The sequence below is a fragment of the Parafilimonas terrae genome, assembly GCF_900115755.1.
GTDB lineage: Bacteria > Bacteroidota > Bacteroidia > Chitinophagales > Chitinophagaceae > Parafilimonas > Parafilimonas terrae.
On sequence record NZ_FOXQ01000002.1, the window covers coordinates 246,033 to 271,343 of the forward strand.

Genomic DNA, 25,311 nt, shown 5'->3' on the forward strand with positions numbered 1-25,311 from the left:
AATCAAATTATAAACCCGTTAGTCCGCAAATAATGCAACAAGTTTATGAAGAAGTGAAAACACCTTATAAATATGGGCTTGTTGTAACAGCGCCGGACTCAGCCGGTAAAACAGACTGCCCCACTGTTTTCAGGCACAACAATGCATGGTATATGAGTTATATTTTTTTTGATGGCAAAGGTTATGAAACATGGCTTGCGCAAAGCGATGATTTATTGCATTGGAAAACTTTGGGCAAACTTTTATCTTTTTCAAAAGATACAAGTTTATGGGATGCGCAGCAGAAAGCGGGTTATGCTGTACTGCAGGATGACCAGTGGAATGGCAGCTATCAGTTATTGCAGTATGATGATAAATACTGGATGACCTATATCGGCGGAAAAGAGAATGGATATGAAGCAGGTGATTTAAGTATTGGCATAGCTTATACAAATATTGATATTTCGGGGCCGCATGAATGGCAAACGCTGCCGCAGCCTGTTTTAACCAAAAATGATAAAGATGTGCGCTGGTGGGAAAACAGGAAGCTGTTTAAAAGCACGGTGATTTGGGATAAGTCAAAAACAACAGGCCATCCGTTTGTAATGTATTATAATGCTAACGGCGATACAACACACGTAGCTAAAACGCAGTGGTTTGAGCGTATCGGCATGGCGGTATCTGATGATATGAAACATTGGGAGCGCTATCAAAATAATCCTGTATTAATGCATGAACAAGGCATAACCGGCGACCCACAGATACAAAAGATTGGCAACCTGTGGGTGATGTTTTATTTTGGCGCTTTCTGGAAAAATAAAGATGGCGCTTTCAACCGCTTTGCCTGTTCGTATGATATGGTGCATTGGACAGACTGGACAGGCGATGACCTTATTAAGCCATCCGTAGATTATGATAAACGTTTTGCGCATAAATCTTTTGTGTTGAAATATAATGGCATTGTATATCATTTTTATTGCGCGGTTGATGATAAGGATCATCGCGGTATTGCTGTGGCAACATCAAAAGACTTTGGCAAAAGCAATCTTCATTTCTAAATGTTTATATTGATGTACACCACTTGTTTAGCATGATAAAATGTTGTTTAAAGAAAAGGGATACCGAAAAAAGTATCCTTTCGTTTGAAAGCTTATTAATAACTGCCTGCAGGTTTAAAGAAAGCAGTTTCTATGATTAACAATAATCTCCTGCGATGGCCTTTAGTAAAATAATCCATCTCCTTATTATTATCTGTCATTGTTTACGGATTAGGCCCAACGTACTTTGTAACTGATTTTTATGATGATATAATTATGTTGCAATTAAAGTATTTTGACGATTATGCCATTGATGAAAAACGCACTTCTCAAGGGCGCACCATAACGGAAACCGATATTATTTTACATGCGGGCCAAACAGGCGATTTCTTCCCGCACCATGTTGATGAAGAATGGTGTAAAACGCAACCTTTCAAAAGAAGGATTGCACATGGCACACTTATTTTCAGTATTGGCATTGGCCTTACTGCGAATGTTATCAACGAAGCTTCTATGACGTATGGTTATGACAGGCTGCGTTTTATCAACCCAGTGTTTATCGGCGACACTATTCATGCGGTGGTTACCATCTCTTCAAAAAAAGAGCATAAAAAACCAGGGTATGGATTGGTAACAGAAAGGGTGGAAGTGGTTAACCAGGAAGGCGCAATTGTTATGGCCTGCGAACATCTTTTATTGGTTAAGAAAAAGATATTGGAATGACTGAATTGAAAGGCATAACCTGGAACCATAGCAGGGGTTTTACGCCATTGCAGGCATGTTGCCAGCGTTACCAGGATAAGTATAAGAATATACAGGTTGAATGGCATAAACGATCGTTGCAGGCTTTTGCAGATTTTTCTGTGGAGGATTTATCTAAGCAATATGATGTTTTAATAATAGATCATCCTTCAGTTGGTGAAGCGTTTCACAGCAATTGTTTTATTCATTTCAATGAATATATAAACAAAGATGTATTAAATGAACTTGCTGCAAATTCCACCGGCTTATCTTATCAAAGTTATACATATAAAAATGCACAGCTTGCCTTGCCCGTTGATGCGGCAGCGCCGGCGAGCAGTTTGCGTAAAGACTTATTTCTGCAACATAATGAAGCCGTTCCGCAAACATGGGAACAATTAATTGCGTTAGCTGATAAAGGCAAGGTTGCGCTGCCTGCCATTCCTATTGACATGCTGATGAATTTTTATATGCTTTGCATTGCCTGTGGCAATACACCTTTTTCAAACAATAAAGAAGTGATTGACGATGAAACAGGAGAAAATGCCTTACAATTAATGGCTGGATTGTACAGCAGGCTTGATGAAAAAATGTTCCATTGCAATCCGATAGCTATTGCTGAACTGATGAGCTTAACGGATGAATATTGGTATTGCCCGTTCAGCTATGGTTATTCAAATTATACACGAAAGAATTATGCTGAAAAGCTTTTAACATACAATGACGTTGTTAGTTATAGCGGCGCCAAACTCTGCCCAACCTTAGGCGGCACCGGCATTGCTGTTTCTGCACACAGTAAACATATTACTGAAGCGGTACACATTGCAATGATGCTGGCTTCAGAAAGTATTCAATCAGGCCTGTATGTTGAACATGGCGGGCAACCGGCACACATAAAAGCCTGGCAGAGTGATTACGCAAATAACCTTACCAATAATTATTTTATTGATACATTACCTGCACTTCAAAGGGCCTGGCTGAGGCCGCGTTATCACGGCTATTTGCAATTCCAGGATGAAGCAGGATATGTTTTACATGAGCATTTACATAAGCAAACATCATCTTCTAAAAACATAATGCCGCTATTAAACAAATTGTACAGGAAAAGTCAGGCTAATGAAAAATCAATAACAGTATGAAAAACCGTTTACCATTAAAAGGCGTTACCATACTTGAGTTCAGCCAGTATTTATCGGGCCCTTCTGCCGGCTTAAGGCTTGCAGATTTTGGGGCGCGTGTTATAAAAATTGAGCGCCCGGAAACAGGTGATGCAGGCCGAAAGCTTGCTATTAAAAACATGTGGGCAGGGAGCGATTCGTTGTTGTTCAATACCATTAACCGCAATAAAGAAAGCGCTGTTGCCGATCTTAAAAATGAAGATGACCGCCTGTTTATACAGGCGCTTATAAAAAAGGCCGATGTAATTACGCATAACTTCAGGCCGGGTGTTATGGAAAAATACGGACTTGGTTATAATGAAGTAAAAAAGATCAATGCTTCCATTATTTATGCAAGCATTAGCGGTTATGGAAACACAGGCCCGTGGAAAAATTTGCCTGGCCAGGATTTATTACTGCAGGCAGTAAGCGGGCTGGCTTATACAACGGGGAACCATAGCGATGCGCCTGTACCATTTGGCCTGTCAATTGGCGATTATATGGCGGGCTCACATTTGGCGCAAGGTATTCTTGCAGCGCTTATACGCAGGCATAAAACCAAACAGCCTGCATTGATTGAAGTGAGCTTGCTGGAAAGCATTCTTGATTTTCAATTTGAATTACTTACTACATTTTATGCAAACGGCATACAGCCCAAACGCAGTGAAATAAGTAACGGCAATCCTTTACTGGCGCCGCCTTACGGTATTTATAAAACGAAAGACGGTTACATTGCCATTGCAATGACCAATCTTGATGTGTTGGCGCATGCATTGGATTGCGATGCCATATTGCTTTATGAACAGGAGCATGTTTTTATACAGCGCGATGCCATAAAAAAATTATTGGCAGATCATCTTGCAACACACATAACAACTTACTGGCTTGAAAAATTACACCGGCAAAAAATATGGGCCATACAGGTGCTTAACTGGAAACAGTTGCGGGCAGAAGAAGCATATAAAGGCTTAAAGACTGAACAACACGTTGAATTAAACAATGGCGGTTCATTCATCACAACAAGGTGCCCGGTAAAAATAAATGGCGAATATTTATTTTCTGCAGCAAAAGCGCCTGCATTAGGCGAACATAATCAAAAAATAAAACAGGAAATAAACAGCACAATTAAAAAGATTAAAAGTATAGCATGAGATTACTGGAAGATATACTGGTATTGGATTTCAGTCAGTTCTTATCAGGCCCGTCAGCGAGTTTAAGGCTGGCTGATATGGGTGCACGGGTTATTAAAATTGAAAAGCCTGCAACCGGCGACATCTGCCGTTATTTGTATGTGTCTGATACAAAGATTGAAGGCGAATCAACCATCTTTCATGCCATTAACCGCAATAAAGAAAGTTATGCGGCTGATATAAAAAACGAAACTGATTTCAGCAAAATAAAGCAGCTTATAAAAAAAGCCGATGTAATGATGCATAATTTCAGACCGGGTGTTATGCAGCGGCTTGGCCTGCATTACGAAGCTGTTAAAGAAATAAATCCCAATATTGTTTATGCGGAGATAAGCGGCTATGGAGATGCAGGCCCATGGAAAAACTTGCCGGGACAGGATCTCTTATTGCAGTCCGTATCGGGATTAACCTGGCTGAGCAATAATAAAAATACCGATCCAACACCTATGGGTGTTGCAGTTGTTGATATTGTTGCCGGAGCACATTTAACCCAGGGAATACTGGCAGCATTATATCAACGCACAATAACCAATGAAGGAGCGCTGGTGCAGGTAAGCATGCTGGAAAGTATTTTGGATTTTCAGTTTGAAGTACTCACCTGCTTTTATAATGATGGCGGGCAGTTGCCTGCACGTTCTGCTGTAAACAACGCCAATGCCTATATTGCCGCGCCGTATGGTATTTATAAAACAGATGATGGTTTTCTTGCGCTGTCAATGACGGATATTCTTCAGCTTGGCAAACTGCTGCAATGCGATGCCTTGCTGCATTATACTGATGCATCACAATGGTATAATAAACGCGATGAAATAAAATCAATAATAGCTGAACGGCTGATGGATGGTTCAACTGATACATGGTTGAATATATTGCGCACAAAAGATGTATGGTGTGCGAAGGTGTTAGATTATGAATTGTTGATGCAGGAAGAAGGATACCAGTGCCTGCAAATGGAGCTGGAAGTAAAAACATCAGCGGGCTTAACTGTTAAAACAACACGTTGCCCTATCCGTGTTGATGGCAAGTTGTTAACTTCACATAAAGGCGCGCCTTTGCTGGGTGAAGATACATTTGCTATAGATAAAGAATTCTGCATACGGTAAGGCGCATTAATCGCTAATTTTTATGATTGATACGCATGTGCACACATGGAATTTTAAACGTGCTGAATACGAATGGCTGAAGCATAATACCACTATACTCAACCGCAATTATTTGATTGACGAACTGGAAACAGAACGCAAAGCAGCAGGCATTACAAAAGGTGTATTGGTGCAGGCTGCAAACACCATCGAAGAAACTAATTACCTGCTGGAAACAGCGCTGAAAACGGAATGGATTAAAGGCGTTGTTGGCTGGTTGCCGTTAACGAACCCTGAACAATCGGAAAAAATTTTATCATCCCAATATATACACCAATCCTACATAAAAGGCGTTCGTCATTTGATACATGATGAACCTGATGCCAGGTGGTTATTACAACCGGAAGTACTGGAAAGTTTGCAGTTGCTTGTAGATTACAATTTAACGTATGATGTAGTTGGCATTTTAGATGAGCATTTAAAATGTGCTGTAACAATAGCTGAAAAAATGCCTTCCTTAAAGCTGGTCATAGATCATCTTAACCATCCGCAGGTTGGTATAAATGAACATGCAAGCAACTGGTTTGCATTAATGAAAGAAGCCGCACAGCATAAAAATATGTATGCAAAAATTTCAGGGCTTGGCACTTGTATTGAAAAAAACAATACATGGAATGCAGATGACATAAAACCATATATTGAATTTGCATTGGAAACGTTTGGCACTGACCGCTGCTTTTGCGGCGGCGACTGGCCGGTATCGTTGCTGGCCGGAAGCTATGCACATACATGGAATGTTTATAAAGAAGTGTTGTCATCGTTGCTTTGTGAAGATGATCTTAAAAAAGTGTATGATGAAAACGCCGTATTATGTTATAACCTCTAAAATTTTATTTTAGCTGCCATTAAAAAAGCCAGGCCGGTTTAAAATATAAACCGGCAAACAACATAAAACAATCATTCAATAAAACGATTATAATTGTCATCGCCGTTCACAATAAACCAGTCAGTGCACATAGCCAAAGAAACGTTGCCAATTTATATTATTGGTGCGGGTGGCATTGTGCGGGATGCACATTTGCCGGCTTATAAAAAAGCCGGTTTTACCGTAGCAGGTATTTATGATATTGACCATACAAAAGCGCATGCGCTTGCAAAACAATCCGGCATACCAACTGTATTTGAAACGATTGATGAAATGCATGTCGCTGCGGGTGTTGGCTGTGTGTATGATGTAGCGGTGCCTGCCAGTAAATTAATGCAGGTATTGCAGCAACTGCCTGCGGGCTGCAATGTGCTCATGCAAAAACCAATGGGCGAAAACCTTGCTGATGCAAAAGCAATTGTTGCATATACCGAAGCCAATAACATGCGGGCGGGCGTCAACTTTCAATTACGTTATGCACCATATATCAATGCAGCACGGAGTATTATTCAGCAAAAGCTGATAGGCGATATTTATGATATAATGATTAACATCAACGTATTTACGCCCTGGCATTTATGGAGCTTTTTGTTTGAATCGCCGCGTGTTGAAATACTTTACCACAGCATACATTATATTGATCTTATACGAAACATTTTAGGTAACCCTGCGGGTATGTTTGCCCGGACATTCAGCCATCCCGTAATGCGGGAATTATCGTCTGTGCGCAGCGATATTTTAATGGATTATGGCCACGAAATCCGCGCTGTAATTCATACTAACCATACGCATGATTATGGTTTGCACAACCAGCATTCCTTTATAAAAATTGAAGGGGCCAGCGGCGCTATAAAAATCAATATTGGTTCATTAATGAATTACCCTGCGGGCGTAGATGATGCGTTTGAATACATTATTAAAGATGAAAGCAATAGCAACGAATGGCAACAAATTAAATTGGAAGGTTCCTGGTTTCCCGATGCGTTCATGGGCTCGATGAATGAATTGATGCTTGCGGCTACAGGTAAAAAATCAATGCCTGGCAATTCGGTGCAGGATGCATTATATACCATGGCTTGCGTTGAAGCTGCGTATGAATCTGATAAGCGGGCTTCCGTTACATTAAATATTTAATTTTCGGTTACGGGCTTCTGTGCGTTGTGGCAGCTTCGTTGCGTCGCATTACCGTCATCTGCATATTTTTGTGGCAACTGCGGGCTGCTGTTCCAGGCATTATATTAGTATCAGGAAATCGCTGTTAAACAGAGGCACAAAAGTTATAAAACAATATTCCATCTTTTTGCTTAAGCTTGCATTACTTTCAAATTGATTGCTGTATGACTGCAAACCAACAGGCAGGCTCACAAAAAAATATTTGGTATGGATTGGGCCGTCAAAGAATTGAGATACCAAAATCCGTTTTAAAAGCATTGATTTCAAAGAATGTTTTTATGAGCAATCTTTACCTGCATGGGTTGGGATATTATCCAAAAGCGGAAGGCCATTATACCTATCGCAAGAAGGGCCTGAAAGAAAATTTTCTTTTTTACTGCACAGATGGTTCCGGTTTTTATAAAATAAAAGATAAGACCTGTAAAGTTGCCGCCAACCAGTTTTTTTTCCTGCCGCAAAATGTTGAGCATGCTTATGGAAGCGATGAAAAAGATCCGTGGACAATTTACTGGATACATTTTGGCGGCGAAGGGTTAGCCGCTTTTAATGCAATGAATATTATTGAAAAGCATTTTGAACCGGCACACATAAAAAGCAGTGAACAAATATTTGCTTTGTTTGAAAAGATGTATAAAACCCTTGAACTTGGTTACAGCTATGAAAATCTTTTGTTTGTAAACATGTGCCTCAGCCAGTTTATATCTTACTTTATATATAATGGCAAACATTTTACATCGAAGCAAACTGATACAAACGATTGTGTAGATAAAGCCATTTTATTTATGCAGGAAAATATTTATAAGAATATTTCTTTACAGGAACTGGCCAGCACCTATAATTATTCACCTTCCCGCTTTTCAGCATTATTTAAACAAAAAACAGGTTATGCGCCTATTGATTATTTCATACAAATGAAAATGCAACGCGCCAGCCAAAAGCTCGACCTGAGCAATGATTCAGTAAAAGCCATAGCCATAGAAATGGGTTTTGATGACCCTTATTATTTTACACGAAGGTTTACAAAAATTATTGGTGTTTCCCCAACCAAATACAGGAGTTTGCAGAAAGATTAGGCTGTGAATTGTGAGCTTCACGCCGCAAGCTGCAAGTTGTGCACATCAAATTCCGGTTATCACAACATTTCAACAAATCAACCCGATCAACTTCTCTCTTTTTAGTAAGATAATCCATGCTTCTGCCTGTATATGTTATTTTAAGGCTGATTGCAACAGCTTAGTTTAGCCTTTTAAATAACGATTGTATTTTGAAAAGGATTTTGCTAAACGTTTTATTCTTCTGTACGCTGCACTGCGTAAATGCTTCTGCGCATAAATATGCTGTTTATACAGAACCTCAACAGAACGCAAGGATTGAATATGGCATCTCTAAATTGCAGGCTGCATTAAGTTCAATTAATAGTAATGTAATTGTTGTTCACGGACAATCAAAAGACTTGCAGGCCAATTCAATTGTAATTGGTTTTATTAATGATGAAATTGTTCAGTCTGCAATTAAACAACAGGGTTTTAAAATTGATGAAGCGCCCGGCAAAGAAGGCTTTATTATCCATTCTTCCAATAACATTACGGTTATTACCGGCGCCGATGCTTCCGGCGTTATGTATGGTTGCTTTGAGTTGGCAGACAGCATTAATCTCAATAAAAAATTACCTGTACAGCTTACCATAAAAGATCAGCCGCAAATGGTTATGCGTGGCGCTTGCGTGGGTTTGCAAAAGCCTTATTTGCTTCCCGGAAGAGCGGTGTATGAATACCCGTTAACAGAAGAAACTTTTCCCTGGTTCTATAATAAAAAGCTTTGGGTTCGTTATCTCGATTCACTTGCTGAATATCGTTGCAACAGTTTGTATTTATGGAATGGCCATCCGTTTGCTTCGCTGGTTAAAGTAAAAGATTATCCTTACGCTGTTGAAGTGGATGAAGCAACATTTAAAAAGAATGAAGATATGTACCGCTTTCTTGCCGAAGAAGCAGACAGGCGCGGTATTTGGCTGATACAATCTTTTTATAATATCATTGTTTCAAAACCCTTTGCAGAACATCATCATCTTAAAACGCAGGACAGGGACCGGCATATTATTCCCGTTATCGCAGATTATACAAGAAAATCCATTGCGGCCTTTGTTGAAAAATATCCAAACGTTGGTTTGCTGATAACGCTTGGCGAAGCTATGGAAGGCGCCGGCCAGGATGATATAGACTGGTTTACCAAAACAATTATTCCCGGTGTAAAAGATGGTTTAAAAGCTGCAAATATTACAACCGAGCCGCCCATTATTTTACGTGCGCATGATACCAATGCGCCGAATGATATAAACGCTGCAAAGAATTTATACAGCAATTTATATACAATGGCAAAGTACAATGGCGAGGCGCTCACAACGTACCAGCCACGCGTTTCCTGGGCTGATCTGCACCGTACATTAAGCCGTTTGGGCACCGTACAAATTGAGAATGTACATATATTGGCCAACCTTGAACCTTTTCGTTATGCAGCCGATGATTTTATTCAAAAATGTGTGCAGGCCATGCATACTGTTTATGAAGCGAATGGGTTGCATTTATACCCGCAGGCTTCTTACTGGGATTGGCCTTACACTGCTGACAGCGCTTCAACGCCTTTATTGCAAATTGAACGCGATTGGTTATGGTATAAAGAATGGAGCCGTTATGCATGGAATTGCAACCGTGACCGTGCAGGTGAAGTAAATTATTGGAGCAATCAAATTGCTTTGCAGTTTAACTGCAATAAAGATGATGCAAAAAACATTTTACTTGCTTACGAAGCCGCCGGGGAAATTGCACCGAAATTATTAAGACGCTTTGGTATAACGGATGGCAACCGCCAAACATTAACGCTTGGCATGCAGATGACACAACTGGTAAATCCTGAACGTTATGGCTTATTTAAATTATTATATGAATCGGAAGCGCCGGAAGGTGAACCGCTTGCCGAATATGCGCAGAAAGAATGGGAACATCAGTTGCATATTGGCGAAACGCCGGTGAATGTTATTAATGATGTAAAGAAAGCTGGCGATGAAGCAGTGGCTTTTATCAATAAAATAAATACCGTGCCATTAAATAATGATGAGTTTAAAAGAATAAAGAATGATATGTATTGTTACCAGGCGCTGGCATATCATTATGCTTATAAAGCGCAGGCTGCACTATATGTGTTGAAATATAAATACTCGAATAACACACAAGACCTCGACAGCGCTTTATTGCCTTTGCAAAAAAGTGTTGAATGGTATAAAACATTAACGCGGTTAACCAACACTACTTACCGTTACGCAAACAGCATGCAAACAGCGCAGCGAAAAATTCCGTTTCGTGGTGTTGACGCTACGTTTATAAAATGGAATGAAGTATTGCCTGCGTTTGAAAAAGAACTGCAGGTGTTTACACACAAGCTTGATTCATTAAAACATCCTTCAGCAAAAGAAAATACGGGCGTTACATACCTGCAACCCGCTGATGTTACAATTAAGAATGATAATATTATTTCTTATCCGTTAACCAGGAATGCGCAGCCTTTCATCAATAATTCAACTGCTGTAATAAATATTGCACCGGAATTAAAAAACATAAAAGCTATTAAAATTGATACTGCTTTTCAAAACAACAATGAAACCCTACTGCGTTTTCATAACGATAAGCCTGTGAAATTTTTAGTTGGCTATTTTGTTTCGGACGATAAAACATTCTTAAAAGCGCCTGAGCTGGAAACCAATGCCAACGCTAATAATCATGGCGAAGCAGATGTGGCCATTGCCAATGCGCTGGTGATAGAAAATATGCCTGCGGTGAATATTCACACCTATCTTTTTAATGCAGGCGATAATGAGCTCCTGTTGCCCAAAGGCAAAGTGTTATTACTCGGCTTTATTGATGCCGCTGAACTTGTAAAACCTTTTGATGCCGGATTAACGCCATCCGGTGAATTAAAAAATGTTGACTGGTTATTTGAAAACTGATGAAGCATGTGGAAGTATAAAATATTCTATATCGCAATATTATTTTTATGCAGCACGCTAAGTGCGCAGCAACCATTAACGCTTTGGTATGATAAACCCGCAGAAGAATGGACTGATGCTTTGCCGCTGGGAAACGGCAGCCTGGGCGCTATGGTATATGGTGGCGTAAAAGAAGATCATATTCAGTTTAATGAAGCTACATTCTGGAGCGGCGCGCCACGGGATTATAACAGGAAAGATGCCTATCAATATCTTGAACCCATAAGGAAATTATTAGCTGAAGGCAAACAGGCGGCAGCAGAGCAACTGGCACAGGATCATTTCATGGGAAAACGCAGCAATGAAGATAATTATGCTGCACAAAAAAAAGAATGGCTAAGTAAAGTAAGAACCGATACACAATATGCTGCCGCATCTTTTGATGACAGTAAATGGAAAACCGTTCAGTTGCCCACCAATGCAGGTTGGGAAAAAGAAGGCTGGGTTGGTTTGGATGGCAGCGTTTGGTTCAGGGCGGCATTTAATGTGGATGATAATTTTGATAACGAAGAATTTGTTATCAATCTCGGCAAAATCCGCGATGTTGATTTTACTTACATTAACGGCAAACTGGTGGGCACAGGCGAAGGTTCCAATACTATCAGAACTTATACATTCAATAGCAGCATATTAAAAAAAGGGAAGAATGTTATTGCAGTGCAGGTATTGAATTTTTATGATAAAGGTGGCTTCGCCGATAAAACCATCAAGCCGGATTATTTTACTATTCAGTCAGCTTCACATAAAGCCATTCAGTTAAACCATACCTGGAAATATTATATACAGGACAACAGGCCGCCTGCATTTCCTGCATACAACGCTTCTTACCTCGCTTTTGCAGATGTTTTTTTTAAATGGAATATAGATAACAATGCAAGCGGTTATAAAAGGGACTTGGAATTAAGTTATGCTTTGCAGTCAGTAAGTTTTACTGCAAATAATATTCATTACAGGCGCGAATATTTTATCAGTTATCCGCAGCAAGCAATGGCTATGCATTTTACGGCTGATGCAAAACATGCAGTAAGCTTAAGCGCTGTTTTCAGAACGTATCATCCTAATCATACTATCAAAAAAATAAATGATTCAACACTTGGCATTTACCTGCAGCCATCGGATGGCATATTAAAAGCAGCAGCTTATTTATCTGCAAAAATCATCAATGGAAAAATAAATGTAACCGATACATCTTTAAATATTGATAAAGCTGATGCTGTTACTTTTTATCTTGTTGCGGCAACTTCATTCAGAAATTATCATGATGTTTCCGGTAATCCCGAAGACAGTTGTATAAAAAGGCTGTCGGCTTTACAACATTATTCTTATCCTGCAATTAAAGCAAGGCATGTAAATAACTATCAAAAATTATTCAACACATTTTCTGTTTCATTTGGCAATATTGATAATACCCTGCCGGCCGATAAAAGACTAATGCAACCCGATAAAGCCAATGATGTTTCACTCATTGCTTTGTACATGCAATATGCACGTTACCTGCTTATTTCATCTTCAAGGCCGGGCGGCCAGCCTGCTAACCTGCAAGGCATCTGGAACAATGAACTTGCGCCGCCATGGGGCAGCAAATACACCACCAATATTAACCTTGAAATGAATTACTGGCCTGCCGATGTTTTAAACCTTTCAGCATGCATGCAGCCATTCATCAGCCTTACAAAAGATGTAAGTGTAACCGGTGAAACAACTGCAAAAAATTATTATAATATTAATGACGCATGGGTGCTGCATCATAACACCGATATATGGCGTGGCACGGCGCCTGTAAATGCATCTAATCACGGTATTTGGGTAAGTGGTTCGGGCTGGCTTGCAACCATGTTGTGGCAACATTTTTTATATACGCAGGACACAATTTTTTTGCGAAACGAAGCTTATCCTGTTATGAAGAAAGCTGCTATGTTCTATCATCATTTTTTGGTGAAAGACCCGGCAACAGGCTGGCTGATCAGTACGCCTTCCAATTCCCCCGAAAACGGCGGCCTGGTTGCAGGCCCCACGATGGATCATCAAATAATAAGGCAACTGTTTAATGATTGCATTGAGGCATCAAAAACATTGAATATTGATAAAGCATTTTCGGATTCTTTGCAACAGCAATACAAACAAATAGCGCCTGATCAAATAGGCAAATATGGCCAGTTGCAGGAATGGCTGCAGGATGTGGATGATACAAGCAACCACCATCGGCATGTTTCGTTTTTATGGGGTGTTTATCCTGGACATGATATAACGTGGAAAGACAGCGTGATGATGAATGCAGCAAAACAATCTTTATTGTATCGCGGCGACAGCGGCACAGGCTGGAGCCTTGCCTGGAAAATAAATTTATGGGCAAAGCTGAAAGACGGCGATCATGCTTTTAAGCTGTTGAACGATTTGCTTACGCCCGCCATACAAAACGGAAAAGAAAACGGCGGCACATACAATAATATGTTTGATGCGCACCCGCCATTCCAGATAGACGGGAATTTTGGCGGCGCTGCTGGTATTGCTGCAATGCTGCTGCAAAGCGATGAAGATGGAATTGAATTGTTACCTGCTTTGCCCGCAACATTGCACGATGGAAATGTAAAAGGCATTCGCGCTGTTGGCGATTTTGAACTGAATTTTTCATGGAGGGATGGAAAGCTGCAACAGGTAAGCATTACATCAATTTCGGGATTGAAATGCACGTTGAAATATAAACAATACAGCATCCTTTTTTCAACAGAAAAAAATAAAACCTATCGCTTCAATAATGAACTAAAAGCTTTATGATTTTAAGGCCCGGAAATAAATATGATAACACCGTTTTAAATGTGAAAAAATGGCTTTTGTGTTGTGTTATGCTGCTTGCCTGCATAACAGCATTTGCTTCCGGCCACAATGAAACAAGAAAATATATTTCTTTAAACGAAAACTGGAAAAGGGCTTCCGGCAAAGACAGCAGTTTTTCTTTTACAAATGCTGAAAAGAAAAACTTCGATGATAAAGATTGGCATACTGTAAATGTGCCTGATAATGTAAATACCTATGAAGGCGTACAGCGGTTAAAGCATAACGATTTTCATGGCGATGCATGGTACAGGAAAATATTTAGTTGCGCAGTTGAAAAAGGCAAACGTTATTTTTTATTTTTTGAAGGAGTGGGTTCTTATGCAACTGTTTGGCTGAATGAAAAACTGGTTGGCAAACATGCAGGCGGAAGAACAAGTTTTACATTAGATATAACTGACTTTGTTAAAAACGGTAACGAAAACCTGCTTACCGTAAAAGCATCGCAGCCGGCCTTTATACAAGACCTGCCCTGGGTTTGCGGCGGTTGTTCTGATGAAGTTGGTTTCTCTGAAGGCTCTCAGCCTACAGGCATTTTCAGGCCCGTTACATTAATTGTTACTAACCAAATAAAGGTTATGCCTTTTGGCGTGCACATCTGGAATGACAGCACGGCAAACGAAAAATCTGCTTCTTTATTCATTGATACGGAAATAAAAAATTTCAAACAGCAGCAGCAAACGGTTACTGTTCAGCAGCAATTAAAAGATGCAGCGAATAAGATTGTATTCACCGTTGAGCAATCAATAAATATTCCCGCTGGTTCAGGCATCACGGTTCATCAAACAATCAAAAATGTAAAGAATGTAACGCTTTGGAATTTGCAGAACCCATATTTATATCATGTTGTAACTACCATCAGCCAGCATAATAATATTGTTGATGCAGTGAGCAACGATTTTGGAATACGTACTATCAGTTGGCCCAATGCAGCGCGCAAACAATTTTTACTGAACGGGCAGCCTGTATTTATAAACGGAACTGCGGAATATGAACATCTTTTAGGCAAAAGCCATGCTTTCAGTAGTGAAGAAATTAAAGCAAGGATAGCACAGGTAAAAGCAGCAGGCTTTAATGCGTTTCGCGATGCACACCAGCCGCATAATTTATTATATGGAAAGCTGATTAATAAAAATGGTTTGTTATGGTGGCCGCAGTTTGCAGCGCATATATGGTTTGATACACCTGTATTCTGGAATAATTTTATCCGTTTGCTAAAAGACTGGATTAAAGAGCGCCGCAATGATCCTTCTGTTATTTTATGGGGATTGGAAAACGAGAGCACATTGCCGGAAGATTTTGCGAGGCAATGTTCCGGTATAATCCGTTCGCTTGATCCCACTGCATCATCCCAGAGAAAAATCACTACATGCAATGGCGGAACTGGCGCTGATTGGAATGTGCCGCAAAACTGGTCGGGCACGTATGGCGGCGATACTGCTAAGTATGGTGAAGAGTTGAAGCAGGAAATATTAGTGGGCGAATATGGGGCATGGCGCAGCATTGGGGCGCATGCTGAAACCGATACTGCAAAAGGCATTAAGCTTACTGAAAATTATATGTGCAGTTTGCTGGAAACAAAACTGCGTTTGGCCGAATCTGTAAAAGATGAAGTGGCGGGTCATTATAACTGGCTATTGTATTCACACGATAACCCCGGGCGTGTGCAAAGCGGTGAAAGCATGCGTGACATAGCCGCATTGGCCCGGTAAACTATAAAGGTTTATTTACATTATGGGGCGAGCCAACAGATGCGTTTTATATGTACCGGTCCAATTATGCGGATGCGCAAAAAGAACCGATGGTTTATATTGTTTCGCATACATGGCCTGACAGGTGGACAACAGCCGGCATTAAAAATAATATTACCGTTTATTCAAACTGCGATGAGGTGGAATTGTTTAACGATGTAAATGCTACATCGTTCGGCAAACAAAAGCGCAACGGCATTGGCACACATTTCACATGGAATAATGTAAATATTCAATATAATATTTTATATGCAGTTGGTTATGTAAACGGCAAAGCGGTTGCAAAAGATAAGATTGTATTGCATCATTTGCCGGCAGCGCCGCACTATAAAAATTTGTTTGCGGAAAAAAGTAATGATGTTATTGCCCCAGATAAAAACCTGAATTATATCTATCGCATAAACTGTGGCGGAAATAATTATAAGGATGTATTTGGAAATGAGTGGCTGGCGGATGTTCCATTTGCTTATAATAAAAAATTTGGCTCATTATCGTGGGCGGATGATTATACCAATGTTCCCGCGGTGTTTGCAAGCCAGGCAAATAATAATGATGCCGTTGAAGCCACAACTGCATGGCCGTTGTTTCAATCATTCCGTTATGGTTTAAATAAGCTGCAATACAATTTTCCTGTTGCAAATGGAGATTATGTTGTGGAATTATATTTTGCAGAACCGTGGTACGGCTTAGCCAATATTAATGCAAAAGGCTGGCGTTTGTTTGATATAGCAATCAACGATGCTGTTGTTGAGAAAAATACTGATTTGTTCAATGAAGCGGGTTATAACCACGCCGTAAAAAAATCTTTTAAAATTCATGTGAGTACAGGAAAGATCAATATCTCCTTCCCAAATGAAAAGGCAGGGGAAGCGGTTGTTATGGCCATTGCAATTGCTGCAGAAAACAAACAGCTGGAAACAGTAACATCAGTGCAGGGGATTATAAAAAATCTTTCGTCAAATGTTCCTGCATCTGTTCAATACTGGATGAACACGGGTGATATGTTTTTTTCAAATCAGCCTTATTCATTCAGCGAACTGCCACCTGCTTTGTATGGTGCGGAATGGATACAATCAACATTCGATTCAACGCAATCTTTATACAAATACAATTTTACTGTTTCACAAAAAGCAGATGTATATGTTGCCTGTGAAGACACTTCGGCCATTATAAATACAAGTGGTTTTGGCGCCACAAATTCGTGCATGCAAACAGGAGGGTTTTCGCAAAAAAAGCTGGCTGTTTATAAAAAACGGTGCAACAAAGACGAAGAAGTTTTTGTCCAACTAAAGCAGCCTTGCATTATTGCCGTGAACGAAGCCGTTGATATTGCCGCCTCTTACGATTTGCGCAGCTCAGTTAGTTATAATTTAAATAATGCTTTGATAACAGGGGCCGGCTTTACAAAAGATTCCATGTATAATAAATATGCGGTGCGGTTCAATAACCAGTCAGGTGATACTGTTGCATGGAAAATCTCGGTTGGCGTTGCCGGTATGTATGCTATAAAACTACGGTATAGAACGGATGACGATGAAGAGAAGCAGTTGAAAATGCAGATAACAGATGCGGAAGGTAACCTTATAAATGAAAAGCCACTGAAGATTCCTTCTTATCAAAAAGAAAAATGGGGAACTTATGAAACTGATACCGGCTCGTATATAAACGCAGGAAACTACAACATTGTTTTTCAAACAATACATGCAAAAAACCTGAGTGTCTCATCAATAGAAATACAATAAATTATTATGAAAAAAAGACTTAAATTATTAGGCGCAGCCATTCTGGTTCTTTCAATAAAAACGTCCGCTCAAAATAGTGAAATAGTGCAGGATACCGCTTACATGAATGTAGTGCAGCAAAGGGCTGCAAAGATTGTTGACAAGATGGGCCTTTCTGGCGCTGCGCAAAAAAAATCTATTCAAAACAAAATTGCCTGGCAATATTATAACCTGAATGAAATTTATAAAAAGCGTGACAGTGCTTTATCGATTCTTAAAACAGATACAGCAAACAAAGCCGCAAGAAAGCAGCGAATAACAGAAGCTGCTGAAAAATCTGTTGATTCATTGCATCCCGTTTTTCTCACGGAGCTTGCAAAAGAGATAGATACAGTGCAGGTGAATGCTGTAAAGGATGGTATGACTTACGATGTGCTGCATGTAACATATAAAGCTTACCAGGAAATGTTACCTGATCTTACAACCGGGCAAAAACAACAAATTTATAATTGGCTTGTAGAAGCCAGGGAACATGCAATGGATGCTGAATCTTCAGAAAAAAAACATGCCTGGTTTGGAAAATATAAAGGCCGCATCAATAATTATTTATCTGCACAGGGTATTAATATGAAGCAGGCAACATTAGACTGGCAAAAGCGGATAAGAGAAAAAAGAGAATAATTGTCTTTTATACAAATAGTAAAATAATCCATCAGCATAGTGAAACCTGTCATTCTTTTCACATGCCGGTAACGCTACCTTTAGTGTATCAAATTGTAAGAGAAATTTGATGAATGATGTTGCTTAAATTTTACACTAACAAACCATCTTAATTAATTATGAAAAACGTGTTGCTTGCCACCAGCCTGTTTTTTTCGGCTATCATCAGCGGTGTTAATGCACAGTCAGGAAACTCTTCTGACACGTTGCCAAAAGCTGCTTCAGGTGTGAGAACAATCACAGGTGTTGTTTCAGACGATGCCGGAAAACCTTTGCCCGATGTTACGGTACGCATTAAAGGTACCGGCCAAACTGTTGTTACAGATAAAGCTGGGAAGTTTTACCTCGTTACAACAGATACTTCAAGCACTTTGCAAATAACGCATATAAGCATGGCTTACGAGGAAGTGCGCACAAAACCGGGCGTTTTAAATATCACAATGCATCCTAATGACAATTCATTGAATGATGTAATAGTAGTTGGGTATGGTACGCAGCAGCGTTCTAAAGCCTTGGGTGCCATCAACACTATAAAAGCAGATAAGCTTAATGAAATGCCCGTTACCAATCTTGGCTCAAGTTTACGCGGCCGCATACCGGCATTGTCTGTTAGCGGCGGTAACGCAAGGCCCGGCGCCGATGCAACATTAACTATCCGCAACCCTGTTATCCTGTCAAAAGATGGTGGCACATTAAGTCCTTTATATATTATTGATGATGTTATTAGAACAGAAGATGATTTTAATTTACTTGATCCTTCTGAAGTGGAAGATATTTCTTTTTTGAAAGATGCAGCAGCAGCCATATATGGCGTTCGCTCTGCCCAGGGCGCCATCGTTGTAAGAACAAAAAGGGGAAAGGTTGGCCGCACACAGGTTAATGTAAACAGTTCTTATACTACCAATGATGCCACAAGCCTGCCATCAATGATGACCGGTTATGAACTGGCTAATTATTTGAATGCTTCAACGCAGGCAAGCAAAAATTTTGTTGCTGATGGCAGCAGCGGTTATCTTGAGTCCAGCAGCTATTATACAGATGATGAACTGGAATATTTCAAAAACCATAATTATAACTGGCTCGACCACGCATGGAAGCCTTCCAATACATACAGAACAACAGTAAGCGTAAGCGGCGGATCTGACAAAGCCACTTTTTTTGCAAGCGCATCTTATGTAAAACAGGATGGCAATCTTGACAGGATTAATTATGATAAATGGACATTCAGGGCTAACACCGATGTAAACCTTGGCGCTGGTTTTAAAGTAGGTTTATCATTAAGCGGCAATCTTAATCATAACAATCAATATTTATTAAAACAAGGTGGTGAAAATCCAGAAAATGATGTAAAGGGTTTATTATATACGCCTGGTTATACGCCGCCTTATATAAATGGATACCCGGTTCGTTTATCTCAATCAAGCAATCAGAATACGATAGATGCATTTCACTATTTTGAAGTGCAGCGATTAGATAATTTTAACGACAGCCGCAATAACAGTTTCAATGTTGTTGGAAGCCTTCAATATGATGCGCCATGGCTGAAAGGCTTAACGGCCAAAGTACAGTACAGCCGCCTTCTCGACAATACTTTTCCAAAGCAATACGGCACACAATATTATTTGTACAATTTTGAAATGACGGGCGAGCATAGTCATATCTATTCAGATAATGTTATACTAAGCAATACCTCGCCGGTTAAAGTAAGCAACGGCAACCGCATTTACATAAAGCCATCTTACCGCGATGCATACCAACTGGATGCTTCTGTAGGTTATAATAATCATTTTGGCAAACACAATATATCAGCATTGGCCATTGTTGAGCAAACAGAATTTAAATACGATGATGTGCAAACTGTAGTTGAAAGCCCTACACCCGGGGCTCCGCCTGATGGCCGTTTTGCTTTTGGTGAAGAAGATGTTTATGAAACAGAAAGTGAGGGCGGTTTGCTGGGCTACATAGGAAGGATTAATTATGATTATGCAGGCAAATACCTGGCGGAATTCCAGGTGCGTTATGATGCCTCTACCAACTTTGCACGCGAAAACAGGTGGAAGCCTTTTGGTTCGGTTTCTGCAGGCTGGGTTATATCGCAGGAAAATTTTTTAAAGAACAGCAATGCCATCAATTTTCTTAAACTCCGTTTATCTGCAGGTAAGTTAGGTTCTGATAATACAAAAGCTTACGGATATCTACAGCGCTATACACCGTTGCAAAATTATGGTGCAGTGTTTGGCGGCAACGGCGATCTTATTTTAGGAGTTCGCAACGAAGCCATCCCCAATCCTGATGTAAGGTGGGATGATGACCTTAAACTTAATGGGGGTATTGATGCACGTTTCCTCAATAACCGCTTATCAGCAACTATTGATGTATTTCATGATCATCGTTACAACATGCTTACGGCTTTAACTGCCTCAGTGCCTATTCTCATTGGTTCAGCCATTGCTTCAGAAAACTATGCAACCATTAACGCTTACGGGTATGAAATTTCTGCAGGATGGAATGATAATATCGGTAAAGACTTTTCTTATCATGCCAATGCATTCTTTACATGGAGCGATGCAAAATCAATAAAAGTAGATGTGGCTGCAGGCAAAATAGGCACGTATGAAGACCCCACTGGCAAAAGCACTGATATGGGCGTGCAGGGCTATGAATATATCGGCATGTTTCGCTCACAGGCAGAAGTTGATTCCTGGCTTGCCAAGAATCCCGATTACACCATTTTTGGTAAAACACCTATGCCGGGCATGTTATATTATAAAGATATACGCGGGCCAAAAGACCCTGAAACAAATCAGTACGCACCACCGGATGGCAAAATTGATGAAAACGACCAGGCCTTTATCACACCCAGGTCAAGTAATCATTATGGTTTTGGTTTAACGCTTGGCGGCGCATACAAAGGCCTGCAACTGGAAATGGTAATTTCAGGTTCTTTCGGCGGGCAGGGTGTTGTTGAAAGCGCAGCAAGAAAACTGGGTACGGCTACTTCTACACGGCCTGAATTCTGGAATAATGTATGGACACCGGATAACACCAATGCGGCTTATCCTAATCCTTATTACAACAGCGATTATGATGTAACTTCTTCTTTCTGGTTCAGAAGCTCCACGCAAATAAGAATGACGAATATTAATCTTTCATATACGCTGCCCGCCAGGTGGACAGACAAGATAGGTATGCAATCCATTAAGGTGTATGCCAATGCTATCAATGCATTCAACTTTTATAACCCTTACAGTTATAAGGATAATTATCTCGGTTCTTTTGATGCATATCCTGTTTTAAGATCATTTTCTTTCGGTTTAAACTTAGGCTTCTAAAAAATCTGACAATGAAAAAATTAAATATATTTTTCACGCTTGCCATTGCAGCATTGATACTGATTGTTTCATCATGCTCCAAAGTGCTTGACAAAAGAGATCTTACTGCATTGCAACCGGATCTTGTTTTTGGAGACTCCAACCTTTCTGTTGGTTACATTGATTATGTGTATAACCAGAACCTGCCTGTATGGGGCGGTACAAGCGGTACACTTGCCGACAGGAGCGATGAATCTTACGGCGATAATAAATATGTGGAAGGCTCAATTACAATTGACGATGTTACTGACTTCGGCACATCACTTACTGCAACCAGCAGCCCCTGGTATAAAATAAGGGCTATAAACGATTGTATAGAACGTGTTGAAGCGGGTTCCATCAGCCAGACTTTAAAAAATGCAATAAAAGGCCAGGCTTATTTTTTTCGTGCATGGCGATATTTTGAACTGGTGAAACTTTATGGCGGCGTTCCGTTAGTGCTGCACACATTGCCTGCTGTTGGCGATGCCAACAAAGAAGCGGCTATGTTGCCCCGCAATAAAACATCAGAGTGTATTGCGCAAATAGTAAGCGATCTTGATTCATCAGCTTTATTATTGCCTGGCAAATGGAGCAGCAGTAATGATTGGGGAAGAATAACCAGCGGCGCTGCCAAAGCTTTAAAAGGCCGTGTGTTAACTTATTGGGCAAGCCCTGAATTTAACCCCACACAATTAGCTGACAGATGGGAAGCGGCTTACCAGGCAAATACAGATGCAAAAACAACGCTGGAAGCAAATGGTTTTGGTTTAAATCCTGATTATGCCAATATGTGGTATGAAGAAGTAAATAATCCTGAAGCTGTTTTTGTAACGGGATATAACAACTCCAGCGACGATCAGTTTAAAAAGAATAATCCTTTTGATAATCCTACAAGGCCAAAAGTTGCAGGCGGTTCGGGCAGTTCCAACCAGCCGGTAAGGGAACTGGTAGATGCTTACCCGATGAAAGATGGCAAACAACCGGGCTCAGGCATTTATGCTTATAATGCGCAAACTTTTTATAACAACCGCGATCCGCGTTTTTATGCAACCATCGCTTATAATGGTTGTACCTGGACGCTCAATGGAACAGAATATCCGCGCTTCTGGTTTTATTATGCTGAAGGCAGCACGTATGCACCTTTCACTGCCGATTCAAAAGAAACCTCACCCACCAATACAGGCTTCTTCTGCCGCAAGGCAATTAATCCTGACCTGCCGGTGAGTGCAGTGCCTTATTGCGGTACAGACTGGATGGAAATTCGTTTTGCAGAAGTATTGCTGAACCTGGCAGAAGCAGCATGCGGCACCAACCGTTTAAGCGAAGCTTACACACTGCTGGAAGCTATTCGCAAAAGAGCAGGCATTGAAGAAGGCGCTGACGGTTTATATGGTTTACAGGCAGGCATGTCGCAGTCGCAAATGCGTGATGCTATTTTGCTGGAAAGAAAAATTGAGTTTGCTTTTGAAGGCAAAAGATATTGGGATATGAGAAGGTATAAATTATTTGAAACGGTGTTGAATGGCAAAAGAAGAACGGGTACAACGTACACATTCCAGCCTTCGGCAGATATTCCAACGCATGATGATTTTCTTGCAGTACGCGATAACATTACGCTTGATTCAGCTTATAACAATAATATGTTGCTGCAGCCAAAAGAAATGGATTCTTACGACATCAACTGGCAATCGAATTATTATTTCTTTGGCCTGCCGCAGGCATCGCTGGATAACAATCCTTCACTGGAGCAAACTACCGGGTGGCCAAATGGCACATTCGATCCGCTGCAATAGTTATCATAACGTAAAAGAACTTATTCATTTATTAAACAATACAAATATTCAAACACCCGCTGCATAAATAAATAACGTTTTCCGAAGCCAGGCATCTCTCTCCACTTGTGGAGAGGGAACGAGGGTGAGGGCTAAATTTTTCTCATGATGACAACAAAAACAAAAAACATTACGATCTTATTATTATTGATGTTAGGTTCTTTTAATTACGTAAAGGCGCAATATCCTGATATACCGCATGACGTTCAAAGATGGTCTGACTCATTACTAAAAGCAGCAGCCAGGCATTCAGATTCTGCATGGGCTATTGCAAAACCCATCGTTGAAGAAGAAGCAAGGCATGGCAAGCCTTATATACCCTGGGCTGCACGTCCTTATGATTTGCCGCAGGCTGAAATACCGGCATTTCCGGGCGCGCAGGGCGGCGGCATGTACAGCTTCGGAGGCCGCGGCGGAAAAGTAATTGTAGTAACCAATTTAAATGATGATGGCCCCGGCAGTTTTCGCTGGGCATGCGAGCAGGGTGGTGCCAGGATTGTGGTGTTTAATGTTTCAGGCATCATTCATTTAAAAAGCCCGTTGATTATAAGGGCGCCGTATATAACTATTGAAGGGCAGTCAGCGCCGGGCGATGGCATTTGTGTTGCAGGCGAATCCACCTGGATCAATACACATGATGTTATCATTCGTTACCTGCGCTTCAGGAGAGGTGAAACAAATGTTGGAAGGCGCGATGATGCATTGGGCGGCAACCCGGTTGGCAACATAATGATCGACCATGTTTCTGCAAGCTGGGGCCTTGATGAAAACATGAGCATGTACCGCCACATGTATAACGACAGCACCGGCGCCATTGAACAAAAATTGCCTACAGCAAACATTACCATACAAAACTCTATTTTTTCTGAATCGCTGGATACATGGAACCATGCATTTGGTTCAACATTGGGCGGCGAGAATTGCTCCTTCATGCGTAACCTGTGGGCTGATAACACAGGCCGTAATCCATCTGTTGGTGAAAATGGCGTTTTCAATTTTGTAAACAATGTTGTATATAACTGGGTACACCGTTCTATTGATGGCGGCGACTACACAGCCATGTATAATATCATCAATAATTATTTTAAGCCCGGCCCGCAAACACCGAAAGACCCAAACAATCCTGTTGGCCACAGGATTTTAAAACCGGAAAGCGGCAGGAGCAAACTGAGTTATCACGTGTATGGCCGTTGCTATGTAAATGGAAATATTATGGAAGGTTATCCTGCAATAACAAAAGACAACTGGGCCGGTGGTGTGCAGGTGGAAGACGAGCCTAATACAGGAAAATACACAGCCAATATGAAATGGGATAAGCCTTTGCCCATGCCTGCAATGACCATAATGAATGCGCAGGATGCTTTTAATTATGTTACCACACATGTAGGTGCAACCTTGCCTGTAAGAGATGCTGTTGACAAGCGTATATTAATGCAGGTGAAAGAAGACAAAGCAATATATGATGAGCATTATGTGCCCGATACAGCAAAACAATTCAAGCACCGCCGCCTGCCAAAAGATTCATATAAAACAGGTATCATAACAGATATTAAACAGGTGGGCGGTTACCCTGAATATAAAGGCATACCCTATAAAGACAGCGATAATGATGGTTTACCGGATGATTATGAAAAAAAGAATGGTCTTAATGCAAACGATCCGAAAGATGCAGCAGCCATAACCAAAAATGGTTATAGCAATATTGAAAATTATCTTAACGATATTGCAGATAAATATGAAAAGCCGCTGGTAATTAATGCTGAAGCCAAAAATTAATTT

16 protein-coding genes are annotated in these 25,311 nt (G+C 40.5%); all 16 read left to right on the forward strand.

Annotated elements, in window-relative coordinates:
- Positions 1-32: 32 nt before the first annotated feature.
- The 16 genes from BM015_RS05815 to BM015_RS05890 all read left to right on the forward strand — a co-directional run bounded on the left by BM015_RS05815 (position 33) and on the right by BM015_RS05890 (position 25,308).
- Positions 33-1,037 carry a glycosylase gene (locus BM015_RS05815; protein WP_218148438.1) on the forward strand — a complete coding sequence of 335 codons (1,005 nt, stop codon included), beginning with the start codon at positions 33-35 and terminating at the stop codon, positions 1,035-1,037.
- A gap of 255 nt (positions 1,038-1,292) precedes the next feature.
- Positions 1,293-1,739, forward strand: coding sequence for a MaoC family dehydratase (locus BM015_RS05820; protein WP_090655845.1), 447 nt, complete (start codon positions 1,293-1,295; stop codon positions 1,737-1,739).
- Entirely contained in the window at positions 1,736-2,896 is a 1,161-nt protein-coding gene (locus tag BM015_RS05825; protein ID WP_090655848.1) for an extracellular solute-binding protein, read from the forward strand. Before BM015_RS05820 ends, BM015_RS05825 begins: the two co-directional genes overlap by 4 nt.
- Complete coding sequence (locus tag BM015_RS05830; protein WP_090655852.1) at positions 2,893-4,065, forward strand: CaiB/BaiF CoA transferase family protein; 1,173 nt, start codon at positions 2,893-2,895, stop codon at positions 4,063-4,065. Before BM015_RS05825 ends, BM015_RS05830 begins: the two co-directional genes overlap by 4 nt.
- A complete protein-coding gene (locus tag BM015_RS05835; protein ID WP_090655856.1) occupies positions 4,062-5,207 on the forward strand; it encodes a CaiB/BaiF CoA transferase family protein in 1,146 nt (381 codons plus the stop codon). Before BM015_RS05830 ends, BM015_RS05835 begins: the two co-directional genes overlap by 4 nt.
- A gap of 22 nt (positions 5,208-5,229) precedes the next feature.
- On the forward strand, positions 5,230-6,072 hold the full coding sequence (locus BM015_RS05840) for an amidohydrolase family protein (protein WP_245751246.1): 843 nt from the start codon (positions 5,230-5,232) through the stop codon (positions 6,070-6,072).
- Between the two features lie 93 nt (positions 6,073-6,165).
- Positions 6,166-7,245, forward strand: coding sequence for a Gfo/Idh/MocA family protein (locus BM015_RS05845; RefSeq protein WP_245751248.1), 1,080 nt, complete (start codon positions 6,166-6,168; stop codon positions 7,243-7,245).
- Between the two features lie 203 nt (positions 7,246-7,448).
- A complete protein-coding gene (locus BM015_RS05850; protein WP_090655862.1) occupies positions 7,449-8,357 on the forward strand; it encodes an AraC family transcriptional regulator in 909 nt (302 codons plus the stop codon).
- 191 nt (positions 8,358-8,548) lie between these two features.
- A complete protein-coding gene (locus tag BM015_RS05855; RefSeq protein WP_090655866.1) occupies positions 8,549-11,284 on the forward strand; it encodes an alpha-d-galacturonidase in 2,736 nt (911 codons plus the stop codon).
- A 6-nt stretch (positions 11,285-11,290) separates the two neighbouring features.
- Positions 11,291-14,098 (forward strand): glycoside hydrolase family 95 protein, encoded by a 2,808-nt coding sequence (locus BM015_RS05860; RefSeq protein ID WP_090655868.1) that lies wholly within the window; start codon positions 11,291-11,293, stop codon positions 14,096-14,098.
- Positions 14,095-15,867 carry a glycoside hydrolase family 2 protein gene (locus tag BM015_RS05865; RefSeq protein WP_090655871.1) on the forward strand — a complete coding sequence of 591 codons (1,773 nt, stop codon included), beginning with the start codon at positions 14,095-14,097 and terminating at the stop codon, positions 15,865-15,867. The genes BM015_RS05860 and BM015_RS05865 overlap by 4 nt, the downstream gene beginning before the upstream one ends.
- 89 nt (positions 15,868-15,956) lie before the next feature.
- The gene (locus tag BM015_RS05870) at positions 15,957-17,648 is read left to right on the forward strand and encodes a malectin domain-containing carbohydrate-binding protein (protein ID WP_177191826.1); all 1,692 of its coding nucleotides are present in this window, start codon (positions 15,957-15,959) and stop codon (positions 17,646-17,648) included.
- A gap of 6 nt (positions 17,649-17,654) precedes the next feature.
- Positions 17,655-18,308 carry a DUF3826 domain-containing protein gene (locus BM015_RS05875; protein ID WP_090655877.1) on the forward strand — a complete coding sequence of 218 codons (654 nt, stop codon included), beginning with the start codon at positions 17,655-17,657 and terminating at the stop codon, positions 18,306-18,308.
- A gap of 158 nt (positions 18,309-18,466) precedes the next feature.
- Entirely contained in the window at positions 18,467-21,679 is a 3,213-nt protein-coding gene (locus BM015_RS05880) for a SusC/RagA family TonB-linked outer membrane protein (RefSeq protein WP_090655881.1), read from the forward strand.
- An 11-nt stretch (positions 21,680-21,690) separates the two neighbouring features.
- Positions 21,691-23,493 (forward strand): RagB/SusD family nutrient uptake outer membrane protein, encoded by a 1,803-nt coding sequence (locus tag BM015_RS05885; RefSeq protein WP_090655884.1) that lies wholly within the window; start codon positions 21,691-21,693, stop codon positions 23,491-23,493.
- 144 nt (positions 23,494-23,637) lie between these two features.
- Positions 23,638-25,308, forward strand: a complete 1,671-nt coding sequence (locus BM015_RS05890) for a pectate lyase family protein (RefSeq protein WP_245751249.1) — start codon at positions 23,638-23,640, stop codon at positions 25,306-25,308.
- Positions 25,309-25,311 lie beyond the last annotated feature (3 nt).

Excerpts from the sequence above, each read along its gene's own strand:
- BM015_RS05880 (WP_090655881.1), top strand. The coding sequence starts at position 18,467 with ATGAAAAACGTGTTGCTTGCCACCAGCCTGTTTTTTTCGGCTATCATC.
- BM015_RS05830 (WP_090655852.1), top strand. The coding sequence starts at position 2,893 with ATGAAAAACCGTTTACCATTAAAAGGCGTTACCATACTTGAGTTCAGC.
- BM015_RS05825 (WP_090655848.1), top strand. The coding sequence starts at position 1,736 with ATGACTGAATTGAAAGGCATAACCTGGAACCATAGCAGGGGTTTTACG.
- BM015_RS05865 (WP_090655871.1), top strand. The coding sequence starts at position 14,095 with ATGATTTTAAGGCCCGGAAATAAATATGATAACACCGTTTTAAATGTG.
- BM015_RS05860 (WP_090655868.1), top strand. The coding sequence starts at position 11,291 with ATGTGGAAGTATAAAATATTCTATATCGCAATATTATTTTTATGCAGC.
- BM015_RS05840 (WP_245751246.1), top strand. The coding sequence starts at position 5,230 with ATGATTGATACGCATGTGCACACATGGAATTTTAAACGTGCTGAATAC.
- BM015_RS05890 (WP_245751249.1), top strand. The coding sequence starts at position 23,638 with ATGATGACAACAAAAACAAAAAACATTACGATCTTATTATTATTGATG.
- BM015_RS05850 (WP_090655862.1), top strand. The coding sequence starts at position 7,449 with ATGACTGCAAACCAACAGGCAGGCTCACAAAAAAATATTTGGTATGGA.
- BM015_RS05875 (WP_090655877.1), top strand. The coding sequence starts at position 17,655 with ATGAAAAAAAGACTTAAATTATTAGGCGCAGCCATTCTGGTTCTTTCA.
- BM015_RS05885 (WP_090655884.1), top strand. The coding sequence starts at position 21,691 with ATGAAAAAATTAAATATATTTTTCACGCTTGCCATTGCAGCATTGATA.
- BM015_RS05835 (WP_090655856.1), top strand. The coding sequence starts at position 4,062 with ATGAGATTACTGGAAGATATACTGGTATTGGATTTCAGTCAGTTCTTA.
- BM015_RS05820 (WP_090655845.1), top strand. The coding sequence starts at position 1,293 with ATGTTGCAATTAAAGTATTTTGACGATTATGCCATTGATGAAAAACGC.
- BM015_RS05815 (WP_218148438.1), top strand. The coding sequence starts at position 33 with ATGCAACAAGTTTATGAAGAAGTGAAAACACCTTATAAATATGGGCTT.
- BM015_RS05870 (WP_177191826.1), top strand. The coding sequence starts at position 15,957 with ATGGTTTATATTGTTTCGCATACATGGCCTGACAGGTGGACAACAGCC.